The sequence below is a fragment of the Pelomonas sp. Root1444 genome (assembly GCF_001426885.1).
Lineage (GTDB): Bacteria > Pseudomonadota > Gammaproteobacteria > Burkholderiales > Burkholderiaceae_C > Pelomonas.
The window spans coordinates 329,989-344,291 of record NZ_LMFP01000013.1 but is presented as its reverse complement, the minus strand read 5'-3'; the positions used below and the strand labels follow the sequence as shown (position 1 = coordinate 344,291).

The following is a 14,303-nucleotide window of genomic DNA, read 5'->3' as shown; positions in this document are numbered from 1 at the left end:
AGCGCGGCGCTGGCGTCGTCAAGCCGCGTTGGCGGCGTGTCCGTGGGCCATGTCAGCCTCGGTCGGCGCGGCTGCCGGCGGCGCGGTCAGCGTCGACAGGATGTCGGGGTACCAGGCGGCGTTCAGGCCCAGCGATTCGTCCGACCCCCGGTCCCGCCCACCCATGTCGAAGCGCGCGGAATGCACGCCCAGCAGCAGCCAGGGCAGCCCCTCGCGCCGCGGTGCGCTGACGACGACGGGCGCGCCGCTGATGCCGCGGTGCGTGCGTGCGTCGGTGAGGAACCAGCCCTGGCCCTGGAAGCGCCAGCCATAAGGCGACGCGACGACGCCCTGGCGCACGACCGGGAAATGATGCAGCCCGTCGTGGAAATCGAGCGGAAAGCCGGGAATCAGTACCGGCTGGCCGATGGGCACCACGTCGCCGGCACCGGGCAGGTGGTCGGGCGTGAACGCGGCCAGCTTGACCGTCGCCGGCAGCGCGTCGGCGTCGATCTCCAGCACCGCCACGTCGATGTCGCCGCCGTCATCCTGGCCCTGGCGCCAGTTGGCCAGGCCGTCGCGGTACAGCAGCACGGACAGCACGGTGACGTCGGCCAAGTTGTCCGCGTCGGCATGCAGCTCGACCTCGATGCGGTCCGGGTGATGCTGGATGGCCTCGTCGAAGAACACATGGCGGCTGCTGACGAGGTACAGCCGCTGGTCGCGCCGGAAGAAGAAACCGCTGGCGGTGGTCAGCCCGCGCGGGCCGTCGAAGGTGGCGATGCGCACGGTGGCCAGCAGCAGCGGGTCCAGCGCCGCCGGGGCGGGCGCCATCAAGCCACCAGGGCGCCCGGCCGGGCCAGCATGGACGTCATGTGTTTGCACAGGTTCTCGCCGGTCGTCGTCAGGCGCAGCGAGCCGCCATGCCATTCGAGCCAGTTCAGGGCGACGTAGTCGTCGATGGCGGCGGTGGCGATGTCGGCGGCGCGGCGGCGCTTGAGCAGGTCGACGGTGGCAAGCAATTCGGCGCGGAGCGCCTCGCGCCGCAGCGTCGCGGGCAGCGGGTTGGACTGGGTCATCTCGATCTCCGGAAACGGCGCCCGGCAGCGGTGAAGCCCGCGCGAACGGCCGTACAAGGGGGCAGGCCGCGCCGATGCTGGCAGGCGGCCCAGGCGTTCATCGAAGCCCGGAGGGGCACATGGCGTGCATGCAAGAAGCATTCCGGGGCGGTTGAGCTCGCCGCTTGGAGGAGGATGACGACCGTGCCGGCCGGCGGGAGCCGGCGGGCGGGGAGCGCGGGAGGTGATGCGCGGCGTCCAGCCACCGAGGTCGCGCCATTGAGCAGTACGCGACGGCCGTTGCAGTGTATGCGTGCCGCCATAACCCCTTGGTGCCGCTGCTGACGGCAACCAGCGGCCCGTGTCAGCAGAATGCGGCCACCGCCATTCCAGCCCGTACACGACGATGCGCCTGCCCGCCCTGACGCTGCCCCTCGCCCCGTTCCTCATCCTCGCGGCGCTTGCACTGCCGCCCGCCAACGCCGCCACGCCCGCGCAGCGCCTGGACGACCTCGCGACGCGCTATCACGACGCCCGCGCGCGCTCCGACCCCATGGCCGCCACCGAGAACGGCGACAACCGCTTCGACGACCAGCTGGGCCTCGCCATCGCGCCGGCCGAACGCAGCCGGCAGTTCGCGGCCTGGCGCGGCTTCCTGAAGGAGCTGAACGCGCTGCCGGCCGCCAGCCTGCCGCCGGCCGAGCGCCTGAACCGCGAGCTGCTGGAGCGCCAGCTGCGCGACCGCCTGGCCTTCGAGCGCTTCCCCGACCACCTGCTGCCGCTGCACCACATGGGCGCCGTGCCGCTGCAGCTGGCCTTCTTCTCCAGCGGCCAGGCCGGTCAGCCGCTCAAGACGGCGGCGCAGGTCGAGGCCTACCTGAAGCGCGTCGCGGCCCTGCCGGCGTGGTGCGACCAGGCCATCGCCAACATGCGCGAAGGGATGCGGCGCGGCGTCGTGCAATCGCGGCCCGTCGTCGATGCGACCTTGCCGTTGCTGAAGGCGCTGGCCGATGCCGACGCGAACAACAGCCCCTTCACCGCGCCGGCGCGCAACCTGCCGGTCGACTTGGCCGCTGCGGAGGGCGGGCGCCTGGCAGAGGCCTACCGGCTTGAATGGACGGAGCGCACCGCGCCGGCGCTGCGCCGCCTGGTGGCCTTCGTCGAGGCCGAGTACCGGCCCGCCGCGCGTGCCGAGGCCATAGGCTGGACCGCCCTGCCCGACGGTCGCGCCTGGTACCGCCAATGGGTGCGCGAGCAGACGACCACCGAGCTGACGCCCGAGCAGGTTCACGAGCTGGGCCTGCGGGAGGTCGCGCGCATCCAGGGCGAGATCACGCGCCTGGCGCCCAAGCTGGGCTACACCGGCGACCCGCTGAAGAACGGCGGCCTGCTGGCCTGGGCGCGTAGTGATGCGCGCTTCCTGCCGTTCACGACCGAGGCCGAGATCCTCGACCACTACCGCGCCCTCAACGCCCGCATCGTGCCGCAGCTGCCCCGGCTGTTCGGCCGGCGGCCGCGCATGGCCATGGACATCCGCGCCGAGCCCGAGTTGACGCGCGAGACCGCGTCCGACCACTACACCGTGGGCCAGGCCGACGGCGGCGCGCCCGGCGTGTTCTGGGCCGTCATCAACGACCCCAAGGCCTACGCGGTGACGACCATGACGGCGTTGCTGCTGCACGAGGGCCAGCCCGGGCATCACTTCCACATCGGCCTGCAGATGGAGATGCCGCTGCCGGAGTTCCGGCGCCGCCACTGGATCAATGCCTATGGCGAGGGCTGGGCGCTGTATGCCGAGACGCTGGGCCATGAGCTGGGCCTGTACGAAGACCCGGTGGCCTATGCCGGCATGCTGCGCCTGGAGATCAGCCGCGCGGCGCGCCTCGTCGTCGACACCGGCCTGCACGCCAAGGGCTGGAGCCGCGAGCGGGCGCTGAAGTACTGGATGGATGTGACCGGCGCCAGCGAGCAGCAGGCCGTGGCGCAGATCGACCGCTACCTCGCCTGGCCGGGCCAGGCGCTGGGCTACAAGATCGGCGCGCTGAAGATCCAGGAACTGCGCCGCCGCGCGCAAGAGCGCCTCGGCGCCAGGTTCAGCCTGGCCGCCTTCCATGACCAGGTGCTGGCCGAGGGCTCACTGCCGCTGGCGGTGCTGGAGCAGCGCATCGACGCGTGGATCGCGGCGCAGGCGCGCTGAAGTCAACTCGCCGGCGGCGCGCAGCTCTCGGGCGTGCAGGCCAGCGCGTTCGCGTCGGCCGCCGCTGGCGCAGGCAGCTCGCCGCGCAGCCAGTCGGCAAAGCGCTGCGGCTGGCCGAGGAAGGCGTTGACGTCGATGGGGCGCAATTCCCCGTCCACCTCCAGCGCCAGCGTCGGGAAGCCCTGCCCGCCCAGCCGTTGCAGCAGCGCGCGGCTGGCCTGCATGTGGGCTTGCACGGCGGCGCCCCCGGCGTCGGCCAGTGCCTGGGCGAAGGGCTCGCGGCCCAGGCCGATCTCGGCGGCCAGGTCCACCAGCACGTCGGCGTCGGCGATGCGCCGGCCCTCGACGTAGTGCGCCGTCTGCAGGCGCGCGAACAGGTCGGCGCCGCGCCCGCCCAGCTGTTCGGCGGCGAGCACCGCGGCGATCGGCGGCTCGGAGTCGTAGACGGCGCTGGCGTCGCGCAGCAGGCCGTCGAAGTAGGCGTCGCCGAACGGCTGGCCGGTCAGCGCGGCGATGCGGCGGTCGTGCGGCATCACGTAGTCGCGCAGTTGCGGCGTGACCGGCTGGCGGCGCGCGCCGGTCATCAGCCCGCCGCCGTGCAGCCGCACCGGCACCACGCCGCGGGCGGCCTGGATCAGCGGTGCGATGGCATAGCACCAGCCGCACAGCGGGTCGTGAACATAGTGCAGCTGCCTCACCACTTCATCTCGCCCTTGTTGACCTTGGCGCCGATGTCCAGCGCCATGCCCATGCCGGCCTTGGGGTAGGCCTGCTGCATCATCGCGATCAGCGCGGCGGCGTCGGCGGCCTTGGGCAGCTCGGCCTCGAAGCGCTGCAGGTAGCCGCGCGTGTAGGCGATGGCGCTGTCGTCCAGCGCGGTGCCGGCGGCCATGTGGCCTGGCACGACCAGGGCCGGCTTGAGCGCCTGCATCTCGTCCAGCTGGGCCAGCCAGGCCTGGCGCTCGGCGGGCTTTTGCGTGTCGGCCGTCCACACGTGCAGGCCGCCGAAGACGGCGATGTTGCCGACGATGGCGCGGAGGGACGGGATCCAGACATAGGGCCGGTGCGCGAGCAGGCCCGTGGTGCCGCGCACCTCGACGGTCTCGCCGTCCACGCTCAGCGTCGTGCCGGTCATCGCGTCGGGCAGCAGCGGCTGGCGCGGCGCGTTGGCACCCATCTTGGGACCCCAGAACGCGACCTTGGCCGCCATCTTGGCCTGGATCTTCTCGCGCACGGCGGGCGTGGTCAGCAGCTGCGCCTGCGGGAACAGGCCCTTCAGCACCTCGGCGCCGAAGTAGAAGTCCGGGTCGGCGTTGCTGATGAAGATGGTCTTCAGCGTCTTGCCGCTGTCCAGCACGTCGGCGGCCACGCGCAGCGCGTCGGCGCGGGTGAAGCCGGTGTCGATGACCAGGGCCTCCGTCTTGCCGCTGACGACCACGGCGTTGACGTGGAAGCTGCCGGCGGCGGCGTTGTGGACCTTGACGGCCAGCGGCGCGGCGGGTGCCTGGGCCAGCGCGGCGTCGGCGCCGACGACGGCCAGCGCCGGCAGCAGCAGGCGCGAGAGTTGGCGGAAGAAGCGGGTCGTGGACATGGCGGATTCCAGGGTTGCGAAACGATGGAGGCCACTGTATTGGCCACCTTTCGGTTGATAAAGTCCGTTCCGATCGAATGTTCTTTGCGCCAATCGAGGTAATTGATGGACCGACTGACCGCCGCGCGCGTCTTCGTCAGCGTCGTCGAGCAGGGCAGCCTGACGCAGGCGGCCGAGCAGCTGGACATGTCGACCGCGATGGTCAGCCGCTACCTCGCCGCGATGGAGGCCTGGCTGGGCGCGCGCCTGCTGCACCGCACGACGCGGCGCCTGAGCCTGACCGAGGCCGGGCAGTCGGCTCTGCCGTCCTGCCGCCAGCTGCTGGACCTGGCGCAGGACGTGGAGCACCACGCTGGCGCCGCGCAGCGCGAGCCCGCCGGCCGGCTGCGCATCGCCTGCTCGCCGTCGTTCGCCGAGGCCCAGCTGGCGCCGGCGCTGGTCGAGTTCCAGCAGGCCCATCCGCGCGTGAGCTTCGCGCTGCTGGCCGCCGACCGCAGCGTCGACCTGGCGACGGAACGCGTCGACCTGGCGGTGCGCATCACGAATGCGCTGGAGCCCACGCTGATCACGCGGCCGCTGGCGCTGTGCCGGTCGGTGCTGTGTGCGTCACCGGCTTACCTGCACGCCCATGGCCGGCCGGCCACGCTGGGAGACCTCCAGGCGCACCGCTGCCTCAGCCATGCCTTCGTCAATGCCGCGCAGTACCGCTTGCGGCGCGAGGGCGAGCTGGTCGAACTGCCCTTTGCCGACAGCTTCTCGACCAACGAGACGGCGGTGCTGCGGCGCGCGGTGCTGGCCGGCGGCGGCATTGCGATGCTGCCGACCTACTTCGTCGGCGGCGACCTCGCCAGCGGCCGCCTGGTGCGCGTGCTGCCAGAACTCGAACCGGAGACGCTCGGCATCCACGCCATCTTCCTGTCGCGCCAGCACCAACCGCTGGCGCTGCGGCTGCTGGTGGACTTCCTGGCGGCGCGCTTCGGCGGGCCGACGCCGCCGTGGGACACGGCCTGAGCGTCGTTCGTTCCTTCCGCTCAGGCGGCCTGCGGAAAGTCCGTCGAGGCCGCCACGCCGCGCCACGCCGCCGTCTCGCGCTCGACGAAGGCGTGCTTGTCGGCAATGGCCCGCAGCGTGTCGGTGCCCAGCGGCAGGCGCAGCGGCCCGGTGACGGCGTCATCGCCCGCCTGCTGCTGCCGCTGCAGCTCGTCGTCTGCGCGGCGCCGAGCTACATCGCCCGGCACGGCGCGCCGCAGAGCATCGACGCGCTGGCCCAGCATCGCTGCAGCGGCTTTCGCCACCCCGGCACCGGCAAGCCCATGCCGTGGGAGTTCGCGGTGGGCGGTGAAACGCTGGCGCGCGACGTCGCCTCGGTCGTCATGACCAACGACGTCGAGCTGGAGGCCAACGCGGTGGTGGCCGGCCAGTGCATCGACCAGCTCGTCGGCGTGACGGCCGCGCCGCTGGTGCGCGCCGGCCGCCTGGTGCCGCTGCTGACGGCGCATGTGACCCACCACCTGGGCCTGTACCTGTACTACGGCAGCCGCGTGGCCCAGCCGGCGCGGGTGCGGGCCTTCATCGACCTGGTCGTGGAACGCGTGGCGGGCAACGCCGAGTGGGTGCTGAGCGTGCAGGAGCTGCGTCGCTTCGGCCGCTGAGCCTGTTCAGACGATGCCGCCATTCACGCGGATCGTCTGGCCGTTGACCCAGGCGCCCTGCGGCCCGGCCAGCACGCTGACCATGGCGGCGATGTCCTCCGGCTGGCCCAGGCGCTCCAGCGGCGCCATCTTCGCGAGCTGCTCGACGCGGGCGGGCGTCTTGCCGTCCAGGAACAGCGCCGTCGCCGTCGGGCCCGGCGCCACCGCGTTGACGGTGATGTTCCTGCCGCGCAGCTCCTTGGCCAGGATGTTCGTCATCGTCTCGATGGCGGACTTGGTGGCCGCATAGACGGCATAGCCCGGCAGGCCCAGGCCGATGACGCTGGTGGAGAAATTGATGATGCGGCCGCCGTTGCGAATCCGCTTGGCGGCCTCGCGCATCGCGAGGAAGCTGCCCTTCACGTTGATGTTGAACAGGCGGTCGAAGGTCGCATCGGAGGTGTCCGCCAGGTGGGGCAGCTCGCTGGCCATCGCGCCGGCGTTGTTGACGAGCACGTCCACGCCGCCGAAGGCTTTCGTGGCGGCGTCGAACAGCAGCCGGGCGGCGTCCGCGTGGGCCACGTCGGCCTGCACCGCGATGGCGCGGCCGCCGCGCTCGACGATGGCGGCGACCACCTTCTCGGCCTCGGCGAGGTTGCTGGCGTAGTTGACGACGACGGCATGGCCGTCCGCGGCCAGCCGCTGGGCGATGGCCGCGCCGATGCCGCGCGAGGCGCCGGTGACGATGGCGACGGGGGAGGACGTGTGGGCTTGGCTCATGCGATGGCTCCGTTTTGGATGGGGTGAAGTCACTGTATTGATCGAATCCAGTCGGATAAAGACGCAGCGCAACACATCACAATCCAGCTTGTCTAAACAATGGGACGCCACATGGACCGACTCGACGCCATGCACCTCTTCGTGCGCATCGTCGACCTGGCGAGCTTCACCAAAGCCGCGGACGAGCTGAAGCTGCCGCGCGCCTCGGCCAGCCTGGCGCTGCAGCAGCTCGAAGCGCGCCTGGGCGTGCGGCTGCTGAACCGCACGACGCGGCATGTGAGCCCCACGCTGGACGGCCAGGCCTACTACGGGCGCTGCCAGCAGATCCTGCAGGACGTGGGCGAGGCCGAGGAGCTGTTCCGCGCCAGCCAGCTCAAGCCGCGCGGCAAGCTGCGCGTGGACCTGCAAGGCACGCAGGCGCTGCGCTTCGTGCTGCCCTTCCTTGGCGACTTTCACGCCCGCTATCCCGACATCGAACTGGAGATCGGCCTGGGCGACCGGCTGGTGGACCTGGTGCGCGAAGGCATCGACTGCGTGTTGCGCTCGGGCGAACCCAAGGACTCGTCCATGGTGGGCCGGCGCGTGGCGCTGCTGGCGCAGGTGACGTGTGCCAGCCGAAGCTACCTGGCGCGGCGCGGCGTGCCGACCACGCTGGAAGAGTTCGCCCGGCACGATGCGGTGAACTACGCCGGCAGCGGCGGCCGCATCCTGCCTTTTGACTTCATCGTCGATGGCCAGACCCGCAGCCTGACGCTGCGCGGCCCGGTGACCGTCAACAGCGCTGCCGCTTATTCGGTCTGCTGCCTGGCCGGCCTGGGCTTCGTGCAGATGCCGCGTTATGCCATCGCGGCCGAACTGGCGAGCGGCGAGCTGGTGGAGGTCTTGCCCGACTGGCGGCCGGCGCCGATGCCGGTGTCGGTGCTGTACCCGCACGCGCGGCAGCTGTCATCGCGGGTGCGGGTGTTTGTGGACTGGATCGCGGAGCGGATGGCGGTGGCGAGCTGACGACGAACATGGACGCCTGCGACGGTGGCGTCAGCTCCCCGCGAGTGGGAGCCACTTCTCCCGCGGCAGGAAGCCCATCTCAGTCCAGCGGCCAGGGCATCGCCTTCGGCATCTTGCCCGGCTCCTCCGGCTCGAACGGCTTCGCGCGCCTGCCCGTGGGCGCATCGGCCGCCCGCCACCATGGCGCCGCCAGCTCGCCGTGCGCCGGCTCCACCGCCTCGCCCAGCCGCGGCATCAGCAACTGCGCACCCTGCTTCGGGCCGAGTTTCAGCAACGTCTCCGCTGGCTGGTCCCAGTCGTGCAGCGCCAGCGAGAACGTGCCCCAGTGCACCGGCAGGAAGGCACCGCCGCCCAGCAGCTGCAACGCCTTCAGCGCGTTCTCCGGCCCGAGGTGGATGTCGCCCCAGGACGGGTGGAAGGCGCCCACTTCCAGCATGACGAGGTCGAACGGCCCGAAGCGTTCGCGGATGGCGGCGTACTCGCTCGTCAGCCCGGTGTCGCCGCTGAAGAACACGCGGTGCTTCGGCGTCTCGATGACGAGGGACGACCACAGCGTGGCGTTGCGGTCCTTCAGCGAGCGGCCGGAGAAATGCTGTGACGGCGCGGCGTGGATGCGCAGTTCGGCGCCCGGCGCCTGCCAGTGCTCCCACCAGTCCAGTTCGACGATGCGCTCCGGCGGCACGCCCCAGGCCTGCAGGTGGGCGCCCACGCCCAGCGAGGTGATGAAGGGCACCTGCTGCAGCTTGGCCAGCTCCCTGACGGTGCCGATGTCCAGGTGGTCGTAGTGGTCGTGCGAGATGACGACCGCGTCGAGCCGAGGCAGCGCCTTCAGCGCCAGTGGCACGGGCTGGAAGCGCTTGGGCCCGGCCAGCTGCGTCGGCGACGCGCGCTGGCCCCAGACCGGGTCGGTCAGCACGCGCAGGCCGTCGATCTCGATCAGCACGGTGGAGTGCCCCAGCCAGGTCGCGCGCAGGCCGCTGCCGGCGGGCTTGAGCCAGGCGTCCAGCGGGTCGACCGACGGCAGCGGTGCCGCGGGTTTGCGGCGCCCGTCGGCGCAGAGGAAGTCGCCGATGGACGGCCGTTCGGTGCGGTCGCGCAGGCCCGGCTGGATCGGGTGGACGTTGTGGAAGCCCTCGCCTGTGTCGGTCACGCGGTAGCGCGGCGAGGCCCGCATGCGTTCGAGACGGAGGCCGGTGGCGCGTTGGCCGAGTGATTTCATGAGGCGGCCGAGGCATGCCCGGAAGAAGCAAGGCCTGCCGACGTGATGCCGCCCGGCCCGCTTTCAAGCCCATGCGCCGCGCGCGCCTTCAGGCATTGCGCGTCGCCGGGCTGCACGCTGCGGCAGGTGCTGGAGCGCTGCGCGTAGATGCCGCAGGCGACCGCCCCGCCCACGTCGCCCTGCAGCGCGACGCAGCGCACCGGCCGGGCCTCGGTGCCGGCCATGCAGCGGTGCAGGGGACCCACGGGCCGCGTCAGCGCCACGGGCACGCTGCCGCCGCGGGCATCGTCGGCCTCGGCCCAGTAGAAGGACACGCGGAACACGGCGCAGCAGGCGCCGCACTGCTGGCAGTCCAATGCCTCGTCCATCGGTGGCGTCATGCCTTGGCGATGGCGGCGATGGACACTTTCAGCCCCGGCACGCGGGCCGGCAGCTTGGCGCCCTGGCGGGCTGGCGGATCGGCCGGGAACCAGCGCAGGTATTCCTCGTTCATGCCCGCGAAGTCGTCCTCATCGGCCAGCACGATGGTGACGCTGACGATCTTGTCCATCGAGCTGCCCGCGGCGTCGAGGATGGCAGCGATGTTGGTCAGGCATTGGCGCGTCTGCTCCTGCACCGTCGTGCCGACGAACTGGCCGGTCTCGGGGTCGGTCGGCGCCGTGCCGGACACGAAGACCAGCCCCGCCGCCTTGACGGCCTGGCTGTACATGGGCGGCGGCTTGGCAGCCTTCGACGTGTAGACAATGTCGCGTGACATGGGGTCTCCTTGTGTTCATGCCGGCTGATGCTTGGCGCCGCCAAGCATCGTGAAAAAACTGCGGCCGGGCCGGAAGACCTCGGTCCTGTGCAGCACGCCGCGCGGGACGGCGCCGCCGCGGTCGGTGATGGGCTGCGAGGTCAGCACGCCGTCCTCAGCCGTCTCTCGCTTCATCAACGCAACGTCCTGGCGCTGATTGTGCGGGGCCGGTGTGCAACATGCCGCAACCGGGTGGCTTGAAAAGTGTGGGGGTGGCGGCATGTGGGACGCATGCCTTCCGTCATCAAGCTCGCTGTCCCCGCCGAACTGCTGTCCCTCGTGCGCCTGGCCCAGTTGCTGCAGGCGCTTGAAGGCCAGGGCCATGCGGCGGACCCTCATCAATACCAACTTCTCGTTCAGAAACTCGGTGCTGAGTTGCACGAGCACCAGGGCCACGAAGCGCTGCGCGGCCTGCTCGACCACTTCCCCGCCGCCGCCGAGGTCTATGAAAACCTGCAGTACGGCCACGCCGGGCTGGTGCGGGCGCCGCTGGAGATGTCGCTGAATTCAGAGCTGGTCACGCGCAGCCTGTTGGAGCGTCTGCGTCGCGGTTGATCTACCGCGGCGGCTCCGGCGCCGTGAGCAGTTGCCGCAGGGTTGGGCGTCCGGGGCCGTAGTCGATGTCGGGGACGCGCCATGCGCCGCCTTGGCGGGTGACCGAGTAAGTCGGCACCGCCGGGGTCGCATCTGCCAGCCCCGTGGTCTTGGCGTCGTCGGTGACGGCTTCGGCCGCGAAGCGCACATACAGGGTGCGCACAGTGGCGACCTCCGGTAGGGCGGTGGCGATCTTCATTGCCGCCTCAGCCCGATCTCGAACACCACGCCATCGGCCACGTTGCGGGCCGCGATGCTGCCGCCCATCTTGGCAAGGTAGGTCTTGGCCACGAACAAGCCCTGGCCGCGCCGCGCGCCGTCCTGGGGCTCGGCGTCGCTGACGCCGTAGTCGAAGATGCGGGCGAGCTGCTCGTCGGGGATGCGCGGTCCCTGGTTGTGGATGTCGACCGTCGCCAACTCGCCGTCGACCCGCAGCGCCAGCGTGATGGGCGTGCCTGCCACGCGGTAGCGGTCGGCATTGGTCAGCACATGCGTGATCGCGTCCTCCAGCGGGTACTCGTCGGCCTGCACCCACACCGGTTCGGCGGCCGGCGCGTAGGCCACACCGGCGATGCCGGCATAGGCCGCGTTCTCGGCCACGCCGCGCAGGAAGGCATCCAGGTCCAGCCGGGCCACGGCCAGCGTCGCCGCCGCGAGCGCCTCGCTGGGTGATGCCTGGCCGTACAGCACCTTCACCGCCTGCTGCATGCGCTGCACATAGCGCCGGCTGGGATCGTCGTCGCCCGCGTGCAGCAGCATCAGCGATTGCAGCGGCGACATGATCTCGTGGCCCACCGCATGCCACTGGTCGTGCTCGCGCTCGGCGCGCAGCTGCTCGCGGCGCAGGCTGTCCTTCACCTGCTGCAGCAGGTCCGCCAAGCTGCCGGCCAGGATGCCCAGCTCGTCGCGCCCGCGCAGGTCGGCCACATCCAGCGTGCCCAGCTCGGCGCGCGGTCCGTCGGGCCGCTGCAGCTGGTGCGACAGCGCCGCCGCGCGCTTCGTCAGCGTGGCGACGCGGCGGATCAGGCCCATCTCGATGATGAGCCAGGCCAGCGCGATGGCGGCCAGCATCGCGCCCACCGGCCACGCCAGACGGGCCGCGCTGGCGCTCAGGGAACGGTCCAGGCCCTGCAGGTCGCCGGTCAGCGTGATGTCGAAGCGGCCGGCCGGCGTCGTCACCGCGTCCTGCGCCCGCAGCGTGCGTGGCGTGGCGGGCGCGGGCAGGTGCTGGATCAGCGCCGTCAACCACGGCGAGGGCGGCGCGCCGGTGTCGTCGGCGCCCTGCAGCAGCGCCACCACCGTGGGGCCCCGTGCGATGTTCAGCGTCTCGCCCGGCGCCAGCGCGGCCGACAGCCGGCCCAGCGTCAGCGGCGGCTGCGCGCCTGCGGCGGCACTGTCGAACAGCGTGGCGCCGCCCGGCCCCAGCAGCGCCAGGCGCAGGCCCGTGCGGGCCAGGTCGGCCGGCGGCCATTGCGGCCCGCCGGGTCGGAACAGCGCCTCGCGGAAGGCCTCCACCGGCAGGCGGATGGAGATCGTCGTGCGGCGCGGGCAGTCCTCGCCCGCGGCCAGGCAGGGGCCTTCGCGCCACACCCAGCCTCGGAAGTCGCGCTGCGGGCGCGCGCGGCGCGGCAGCGTGGCGCTGTCGTCCGTGTCGACGACGAAGCCGGCCAGCTGGCCGCGCTGCGCATCCAGCGCCTCGATCGGCGCCAGCCAGTGCTGCACCGCGCCGTCGCGCTGCACGCTGACGCGCACGCGATGCACGCCGTGCAGCTCGGTCGCACCGCGCTCGCGGCCGACGAGGGGCGGTGCATCCAGGCTGGCCACCAGGTAGACGAAGCCGCCCGCGTAGGCATTGCTGCCCACCGCGGCGCACAGGCTGGCGCCGCCGGGGTATTGCAGCGCGCAGCCGGCCATGTCCACGGCGCGCTGGGCCTTGGTGGCGTCGTCGAAGTCGATGGCGGCGAAGGGCAGCACCAGCGGCGCGACCCAACCCGGCCCCACCTGTGCCGGCTCCGGGTTCAGCAGCGCGAGCTGTCCGGACGGGTGGCGCAGCTGGGCCACGACCTGGGCCAGCGACTTGGCGAAGCTCTGCTGGTAGCGCTGGGCGTTGCGCTGGCGCTCCTCGTTCAGCAGCGCCAGCGCCAGCGCGAGCGTGGCCAGCGCCAGCGCGACGAAGACGAGGTGGAAGACGATGCGGTTGCGGAAGGCCGCGACACCCAGGCGCGGCATGTCCGGCAAGGGAAAGTCGACGCGGCCCAGCTTCATCCGCCGGACGTCCAGCGGAAGCCGCGCATCGGGATGTTCTCGATGCCGTCGAACGTCGGGTCCACGTCGCGGAACGCGTCGCGGATGGTGGCCACATGCTTGCGCACGTTGTCGCGGTTGCGACCGCTTTTCACGACGTCGAACAGGTCTTCATAACTGACCACCTCGCCGGTGCGTGCGTGCAGCGTGGCCAGGATGCGCTGCGCCGTCAGCGGCAGGTTGACGCGCTGGCCGCGCCACATCGGCGTGCGCTGCTTCAGCGGGTCCAGCTGCAGGCTGGCGTCGGCGGCCGGTTTGGCGGCGGCCTTCGCAGCCGGGCGGGCGGTGCGCAGGATGTCCAGGAAGGTCTCGACGAACTCGGCCTCGTCGAAGGTCGTCTTCTGCAGGTAGTCCCAGGCGTCCAGTGCCTTCATGATGCTGCGGTAGATGGCCGCTGGCATGGCCGACACGACCAGCACCGGCGTGCCCAGGCCCTGCTTGTTGATCTCGTTGATCAGCGCCACGCCGGCATTGCGTTCGCGGCCCAGCTCGATGTCCAGCACGACGAGGTCGTAGCGCTCGCGCAGCAGCGCGGCTTCCGCCGAGTCGCGGTCGAAGTGCTGGTCGACGACCAGCTCAGGGCGGGCGGCGCGTATCCAGCCGGCGAGCTGTTCGCTGGTGGTGGGGTCGTCTTCGATGACGGCGATGCGGGGCATGGGGCGGATTATCTGGAGCCGGGGTTGCGCCGCCGCGGAAGGATTCTTCCGGCCAGGCGCACTGCGTCAGACGTGCCGGATCCATTGCTTGAGCAAGGCTTGCAGCGCGGGCAGCTTGGCTTGCAAGTCAGCGGCGGTGCTGAATTCGACCTGCGCGCGGTCCTTGCCCAGCCATTTCAGCAGGCCGGTCGGGTCGTCGATGGCCAGCCCTCCTGCCGGCAGCGCGCGGGCCTTGGCGCCCAGGTGCAGGATCAGGCCCAGGCCCACCTTGCTGCGCAGATGCGTCGTGGCGAAGTAGTCGGTCGTGCGCCAGCTCGGCGCGTTCCACTTGACGCCCTCGGCGATGGCCGGGTCCACCGCGAGGATGGCGCGGCGCAGCGTCTCGATCTCGGCCTTGCAGGGGTGGTCCAGTGCGGCCATGAACTGGTCCACGGCGGCGCGGGTGTCGGCGGCGGTCAGCTTGGGCATGGCGGGATTCTGGCGCCGGCGCGCG

18 protein-coding genes and 1 pseudogene are annotated in these 14,303 nt (G+C 71.6%); 5 read left to right on the top strand and 14 right to left on the bottom strand.

Features of this window, described 5'->3' with window-relative positions; translation table 11 throughout:
- Positions 1–18 precede the first annotated feature (18 nt).
- Positions 19–813, bottom strand: a complete 795-nt coding sequence (locus ASD35_RS15130; protein ID WP_056875765.1) for a serine protease — start codon at positions 811–813, stop codon at positions 19–21.
- Positions 813–1,058, bottom strand: a complete 246-nt coding sequence (locus ASD35_RS15125) for a hypothetical protein (RefSeq protein ID WP_056875764.1) — start codon at positions 1,056–1,058, stop codon at positions 813–815. Before ASD35_RS15125 ends, ASD35_RS15130 begins: the two co-directional genes overlap by 1 nt.
- Positions 1,059–1,443: 385 nt before the next feature.
- On the opposite strand from ASD35_RS15125, the gene ASD35_RS15120 reads away from it, so the two are divergent.
- Complete coding sequence (locus ASD35_RS15120; RefSeq protein ID WP_056875763.1) at positions 1,444–3,234, top strand: DUF885 family protein; 1,791 nt, start codon at positions 1,444–1,446, stop codon at positions 3,232–3,234.
- 2 nt (positions 3,235–3,236) lie between these two features.
- Here ASD35_RS15120 and ASD35_RS15115 read toward each other — a convergent pair whose 3' ends face one another.
- Entirely contained in the window at positions 3,237–3,932 is a 696-nt protein-coding gene (locus ASD35_RS15115; RefSeq protein ID WP_157275582.1) for a DsbA family protein, read from the bottom strand.
- Positions 3,929–4,825, bottom strand: coding sequence for an MBL fold metallo-hydrolase (locus ASD35_RS15110; RefSeq protein WP_056875761.1), 897 nt, complete (start codon positions 4,823–4,825; stop codon positions 3,929–3,931). Before ASD35_RS15110 ends, ASD35_RS15115 begins: the two co-directional genes overlap by 4 nt.
- A 105-nt stretch (positions 4,826–4,930) precedes the next feature.
- Between ASD35_RS15110 and ASD35_RS15105 the strand changes: the two genes are divergently transcribed.
- Positions 4,931–5,836, top strand: a complete 906-nt coding sequence (locus ASD35_RS15105; RefSeq protein WP_056875760.1) for a LysR family transcriptional regulator — start codon at positions 4,931–4,933, stop codon at positions 5,834–5,836.
- 20 nt (positions 5,837–5,856) lie between these two features.
- Here the strand turns inward: ASD35_RS15105 and ASD35_RS28115 are convergent.
- Positions 5,857–5,997: pseudogene (locus ASD35_RS28115) on the bottom strand (short-chain dehydrogenase/reductase); the annotation flags it as partial.
- Between ASD35_RS28115 and ASD35_RS26715 the strand changes: the two are divergent.
- On the top strand, positions 5,998–6,477 hold the full coding sequence (locus tag ASD35_RS26715; protein WP_235538362.1) for a substrate binding domain-containing protein: 480 nt from the start codon (positions 5,998–6,000) through the stop codon (positions 6,475–6,477).
- A gap of 6 nt (positions 6,478–6,483) precedes the next feature.
- Here the strand turns inward: ASD35_RS26715 and ASD35_RS15090 are convergent, their stop codons facing one another.
- Entirely contained in the window at positions 6,484–7,236 is a 753-nt protein-coding gene (locus ASD35_RS15090) for an SDR family oxidoreductase (RefSeq protein WP_056875757.1), read from the bottom strand.
- 111 nt (positions 7,237–7,347) lie between these two features.
- On the opposite strand from ASD35_RS15090, the gene ASD35_RS15085 reads away from it, so the two are divergent.
- Entirely contained in the window at positions 7,348–8,241 is an 894-nt protein-coding gene (locus ASD35_RS15085) for a LysR family transcriptional regulator (protein WP_056875756.1), read from the top strand.
- Between the two features lie 79 nt (positions 8,242–8,320).
- On the opposite strand, the gene ASD35_RS15080 is transcribed toward ASD35_RS15085, so the two are convergent.
- Genes ASD35_RS15080 through ASD35_RS27270 form a run of 4 tightly spaced genes read right to left on the bottom strand, consistent with a single transcriptional unit; the run spans position 8,321 to position 10,391 of the window.
- Positions 8,321–9,460 (bottom strand): MBL fold metallo-hydrolase, encoded by a 1,140-nt coding sequence (locus tag ASD35_RS15080; RefSeq protein ID WP_056875755.1) that lies wholly within the window; start codon positions 9,458–9,460, stop codon positions 8,321–8,323.
- On the bottom strand, positions 9,457–9,840 hold the full coding sequence (locus ASD35_RS15075) for a YkgJ family cysteine cluster protein (protein ID WP_200956054.1): 384 nt from the start codon (positions 9,838–9,840) through the stop codon (positions 9,457–9,459). The genes ASD35_RS15080 and ASD35_RS15075 overlap by 4 nt, the downstream gene beginning before the upstream one ends.
- Entirely contained in the window at positions 9,837–10,217 is a 381-nt protein-coding gene (locus ASD35_RS15070) for a RidA family protein (RefSeq protein ID WP_056875754.1), read from the bottom strand. Before ASD35_RS15070 ends, ASD35_RS15075 begins: the two co-directional genes overlap by 4 nt.
- A gap of 15 nt (positions 10,218–10,232) precedes the next feature.
- Positions 10,233–10,391: a hypothetical protein gene (locus ASD35_RS27270; RefSeq protein WP_157275581.1), complete on the bottom strand. Its 159-nt coding sequence runs from the start codon at positions 10,389–10,391 to the stop codon at positions 10,233–10,235.
- Positions 10,392–10,487: 96 nt separating this feature from the next.
- On the opposite strand from ASD35_RS27270, the gene ASD35_RS15065 reads away from it, so the two are divergent.
- A complete protein-coding gene (locus tag ASD35_RS15065) occupies positions 10,488–10,811 on the top strand; it encodes a hypothetical protein (RefSeq protein ID WP_056875753.1) in 324 nt (107 codons plus the stop codon).
- A 1-nt stretch (position 10,812) separates the two neighbouring features.
- Here the strand turns inward: ASD35_RS15065 and ASD35_RS15060 are convergent, their stop codons facing one another.
- The 4 genes from ASD35_RS15060 to ASD35_RS15045 form a co-directional block, all read right to left on the bottom strand.
- Positions 10,813–11,049 carry a hypothetical protein gene (locus ASD35_RS15060; protein WP_056875752.1) on the bottom strand — a complete coding sequence of 79 codons (237 nt, stop codon included), beginning with the start codon at positions 11,047–11,049 and terminating at the stop codon, positions 10,813–10,815.
- Positions 11,046–13,115 carry a HAMP domain-containing sensor histidine kinase gene (locus tag ASD35_RS15055; RefSeq protein WP_056875751.1) on the bottom strand — a complete coding sequence of 690 codons (2,070 nt, stop codon included), beginning with the start codon at positions 13,113–13,115 and terminating at the stop codon, positions 11,046–11,048. The genes ASD35_RS15060 and ASD35_RS15055 overlap by 4 nt, the downstream gene beginning before the upstream one ends.
- Positions 13,112–13,810 carry a response regulator transcription factor gene (locus tag ASD35_RS15050; protein WP_056875750.1) on the bottom strand — a complete coding sequence of 233 codons (699 nt, stop codon included), beginning with the start codon at positions 13,808–13,810 and terminating at the stop codon, positions 13,112–13,114. Before ASD35_RS15050 ends, ASD35_RS15055 begins: the two co-directional genes overlap by 4 nt.
- Positions 13,811–13,876: 66 nt before the next feature.
- The gene (locus ASD35_RS15045) at positions 13,877–14,278 is read right to left on the bottom strand and encodes a DUF1801 domain-containing protein (RefSeq protein WP_056875749.1); all 402 of its coding nucleotides are present in this window, start codon (positions 14,276–14,278) and stop codon (positions 13,877–13,879) included.
- Between the last annotated feature and the right edge of the window lie 25 nt (positions 14,279–14,303).

Excerpts from the sequence above, each read along its gene's own strand:
- ASD35_RS15130 (WP_056875765.1), bottom strand. The coding sequence starts at position 813 with ATGGCGCCCGCCCCGGCGGCGCTGGACCCGCTGCTGCTGGCCACCGTG.
- ASD35_RS15125 (WP_056875764.1), bottom strand. The coding sequence starts at position 1,058 with ATGACCCAGTCCAACCCGCTGCCCGCGACGCTGCGGCGCGAGGCGCTC.
- ASD35_RS15120 (WP_056875763.1), top strand. The coding sequence starts at position 1,444 with ATGCGCCTGCCCGCCCTGACGCTGCCCCTCGCCCCGTTCCTCATCCTC.
- ASD35_RS15110 (WP_056875761.1), bottom strand. The coding sequence starts at position 4,825 with ATGTCCACGACCCGCTTCTTCCGCCAACTCTCGCGCCTGCTGCTGCCG.
- ASD35_RS15105 (WP_056875760.1), top strand. The coding sequence starts at position 4,931 with ATGGACCGACTGACCGCCGCGCGCGTCTTCGTCAGCGTCGTCGAGCAG.
- ASD35_RS15090 (WP_056875757.1), bottom strand. The coding sequence starts at position 7,236 with ATGAGCCAAGCCCACACGTCCTCCCCCGTCGCCATCGTCACCGGCGCC.
- ASD35_RS15085 (WP_056875756.1), top strand. The coding sequence starts at position 7,348 with ATGGACCGACTCGACGCCATGCACCTCTTCGTGCGCATCGTCGACCTG.
- ASD35_RS15080 (WP_056875755.1), bottom strand. The coding sequence starts at position 9,460 with ATGAAATCACTCGGCCAACGCGCCACCGGCCTCCGTCTCGAACGCATG.
- ASD35_RS15075 (WP_200956054.1), bottom strand. The coding sequence starts at position 9,840 with ATGACGCCACCGATGGACGAGGCATTGGACTGCCAGCAGTGCGGCGCC.
- ASD35_RS15070 (WP_056875754.1), bottom strand. The coding sequence starts at position 10,217 with ATGTCACGCGACATTGTCTACACGTCGAAGGCTGCCAAGCCGCCGCCC.
- ASD35_RS27270 (WP_157275581.1), bottom strand. The coding sequence starts at position 10,391 with ATGAAGCGAGAGACGGCTGAGGACGGCGTGCTGACCTCGCAGCCCATC.
- ASD35_RS15065 (WP_056875753.1), top strand. The coding sequence starts at position 10,488 with ATGCCTTCCGTCATCAAGCTCGCTGTCCCCGCCGAACTGCTGTCCCTC.
- ASD35_RS15060 (WP_056875752.1), bottom strand. The coding sequence starts at position 11,049 with ATGAAGATCGCCACCGCCCTACCGGAGGTCGCCACTGTGCGCACCCTG.
- ASD35_RS15055 (WP_056875751.1), bottom strand. The coding sequence starts at position 13,115 with ATGAAGCTGGGCCGCGTCGACTTTCCCTTGCCGGACATGCCGCGCCTG.
- ASD35_RS15050 (WP_056875750.1), bottom strand. The coding sequence starts at position 13,810 with ATGCCCCGCATCGCCGTCATCGAAGACGACCCCACCACCAGCGAACAG.
- ASD35_RS15045 (WP_056875749.1), bottom strand. The coding sequence starts at position 14,278 with ATGCCCAAGCTGACCGCCGCCGACACCCGCGCCGCCGTGGACCAGTTC.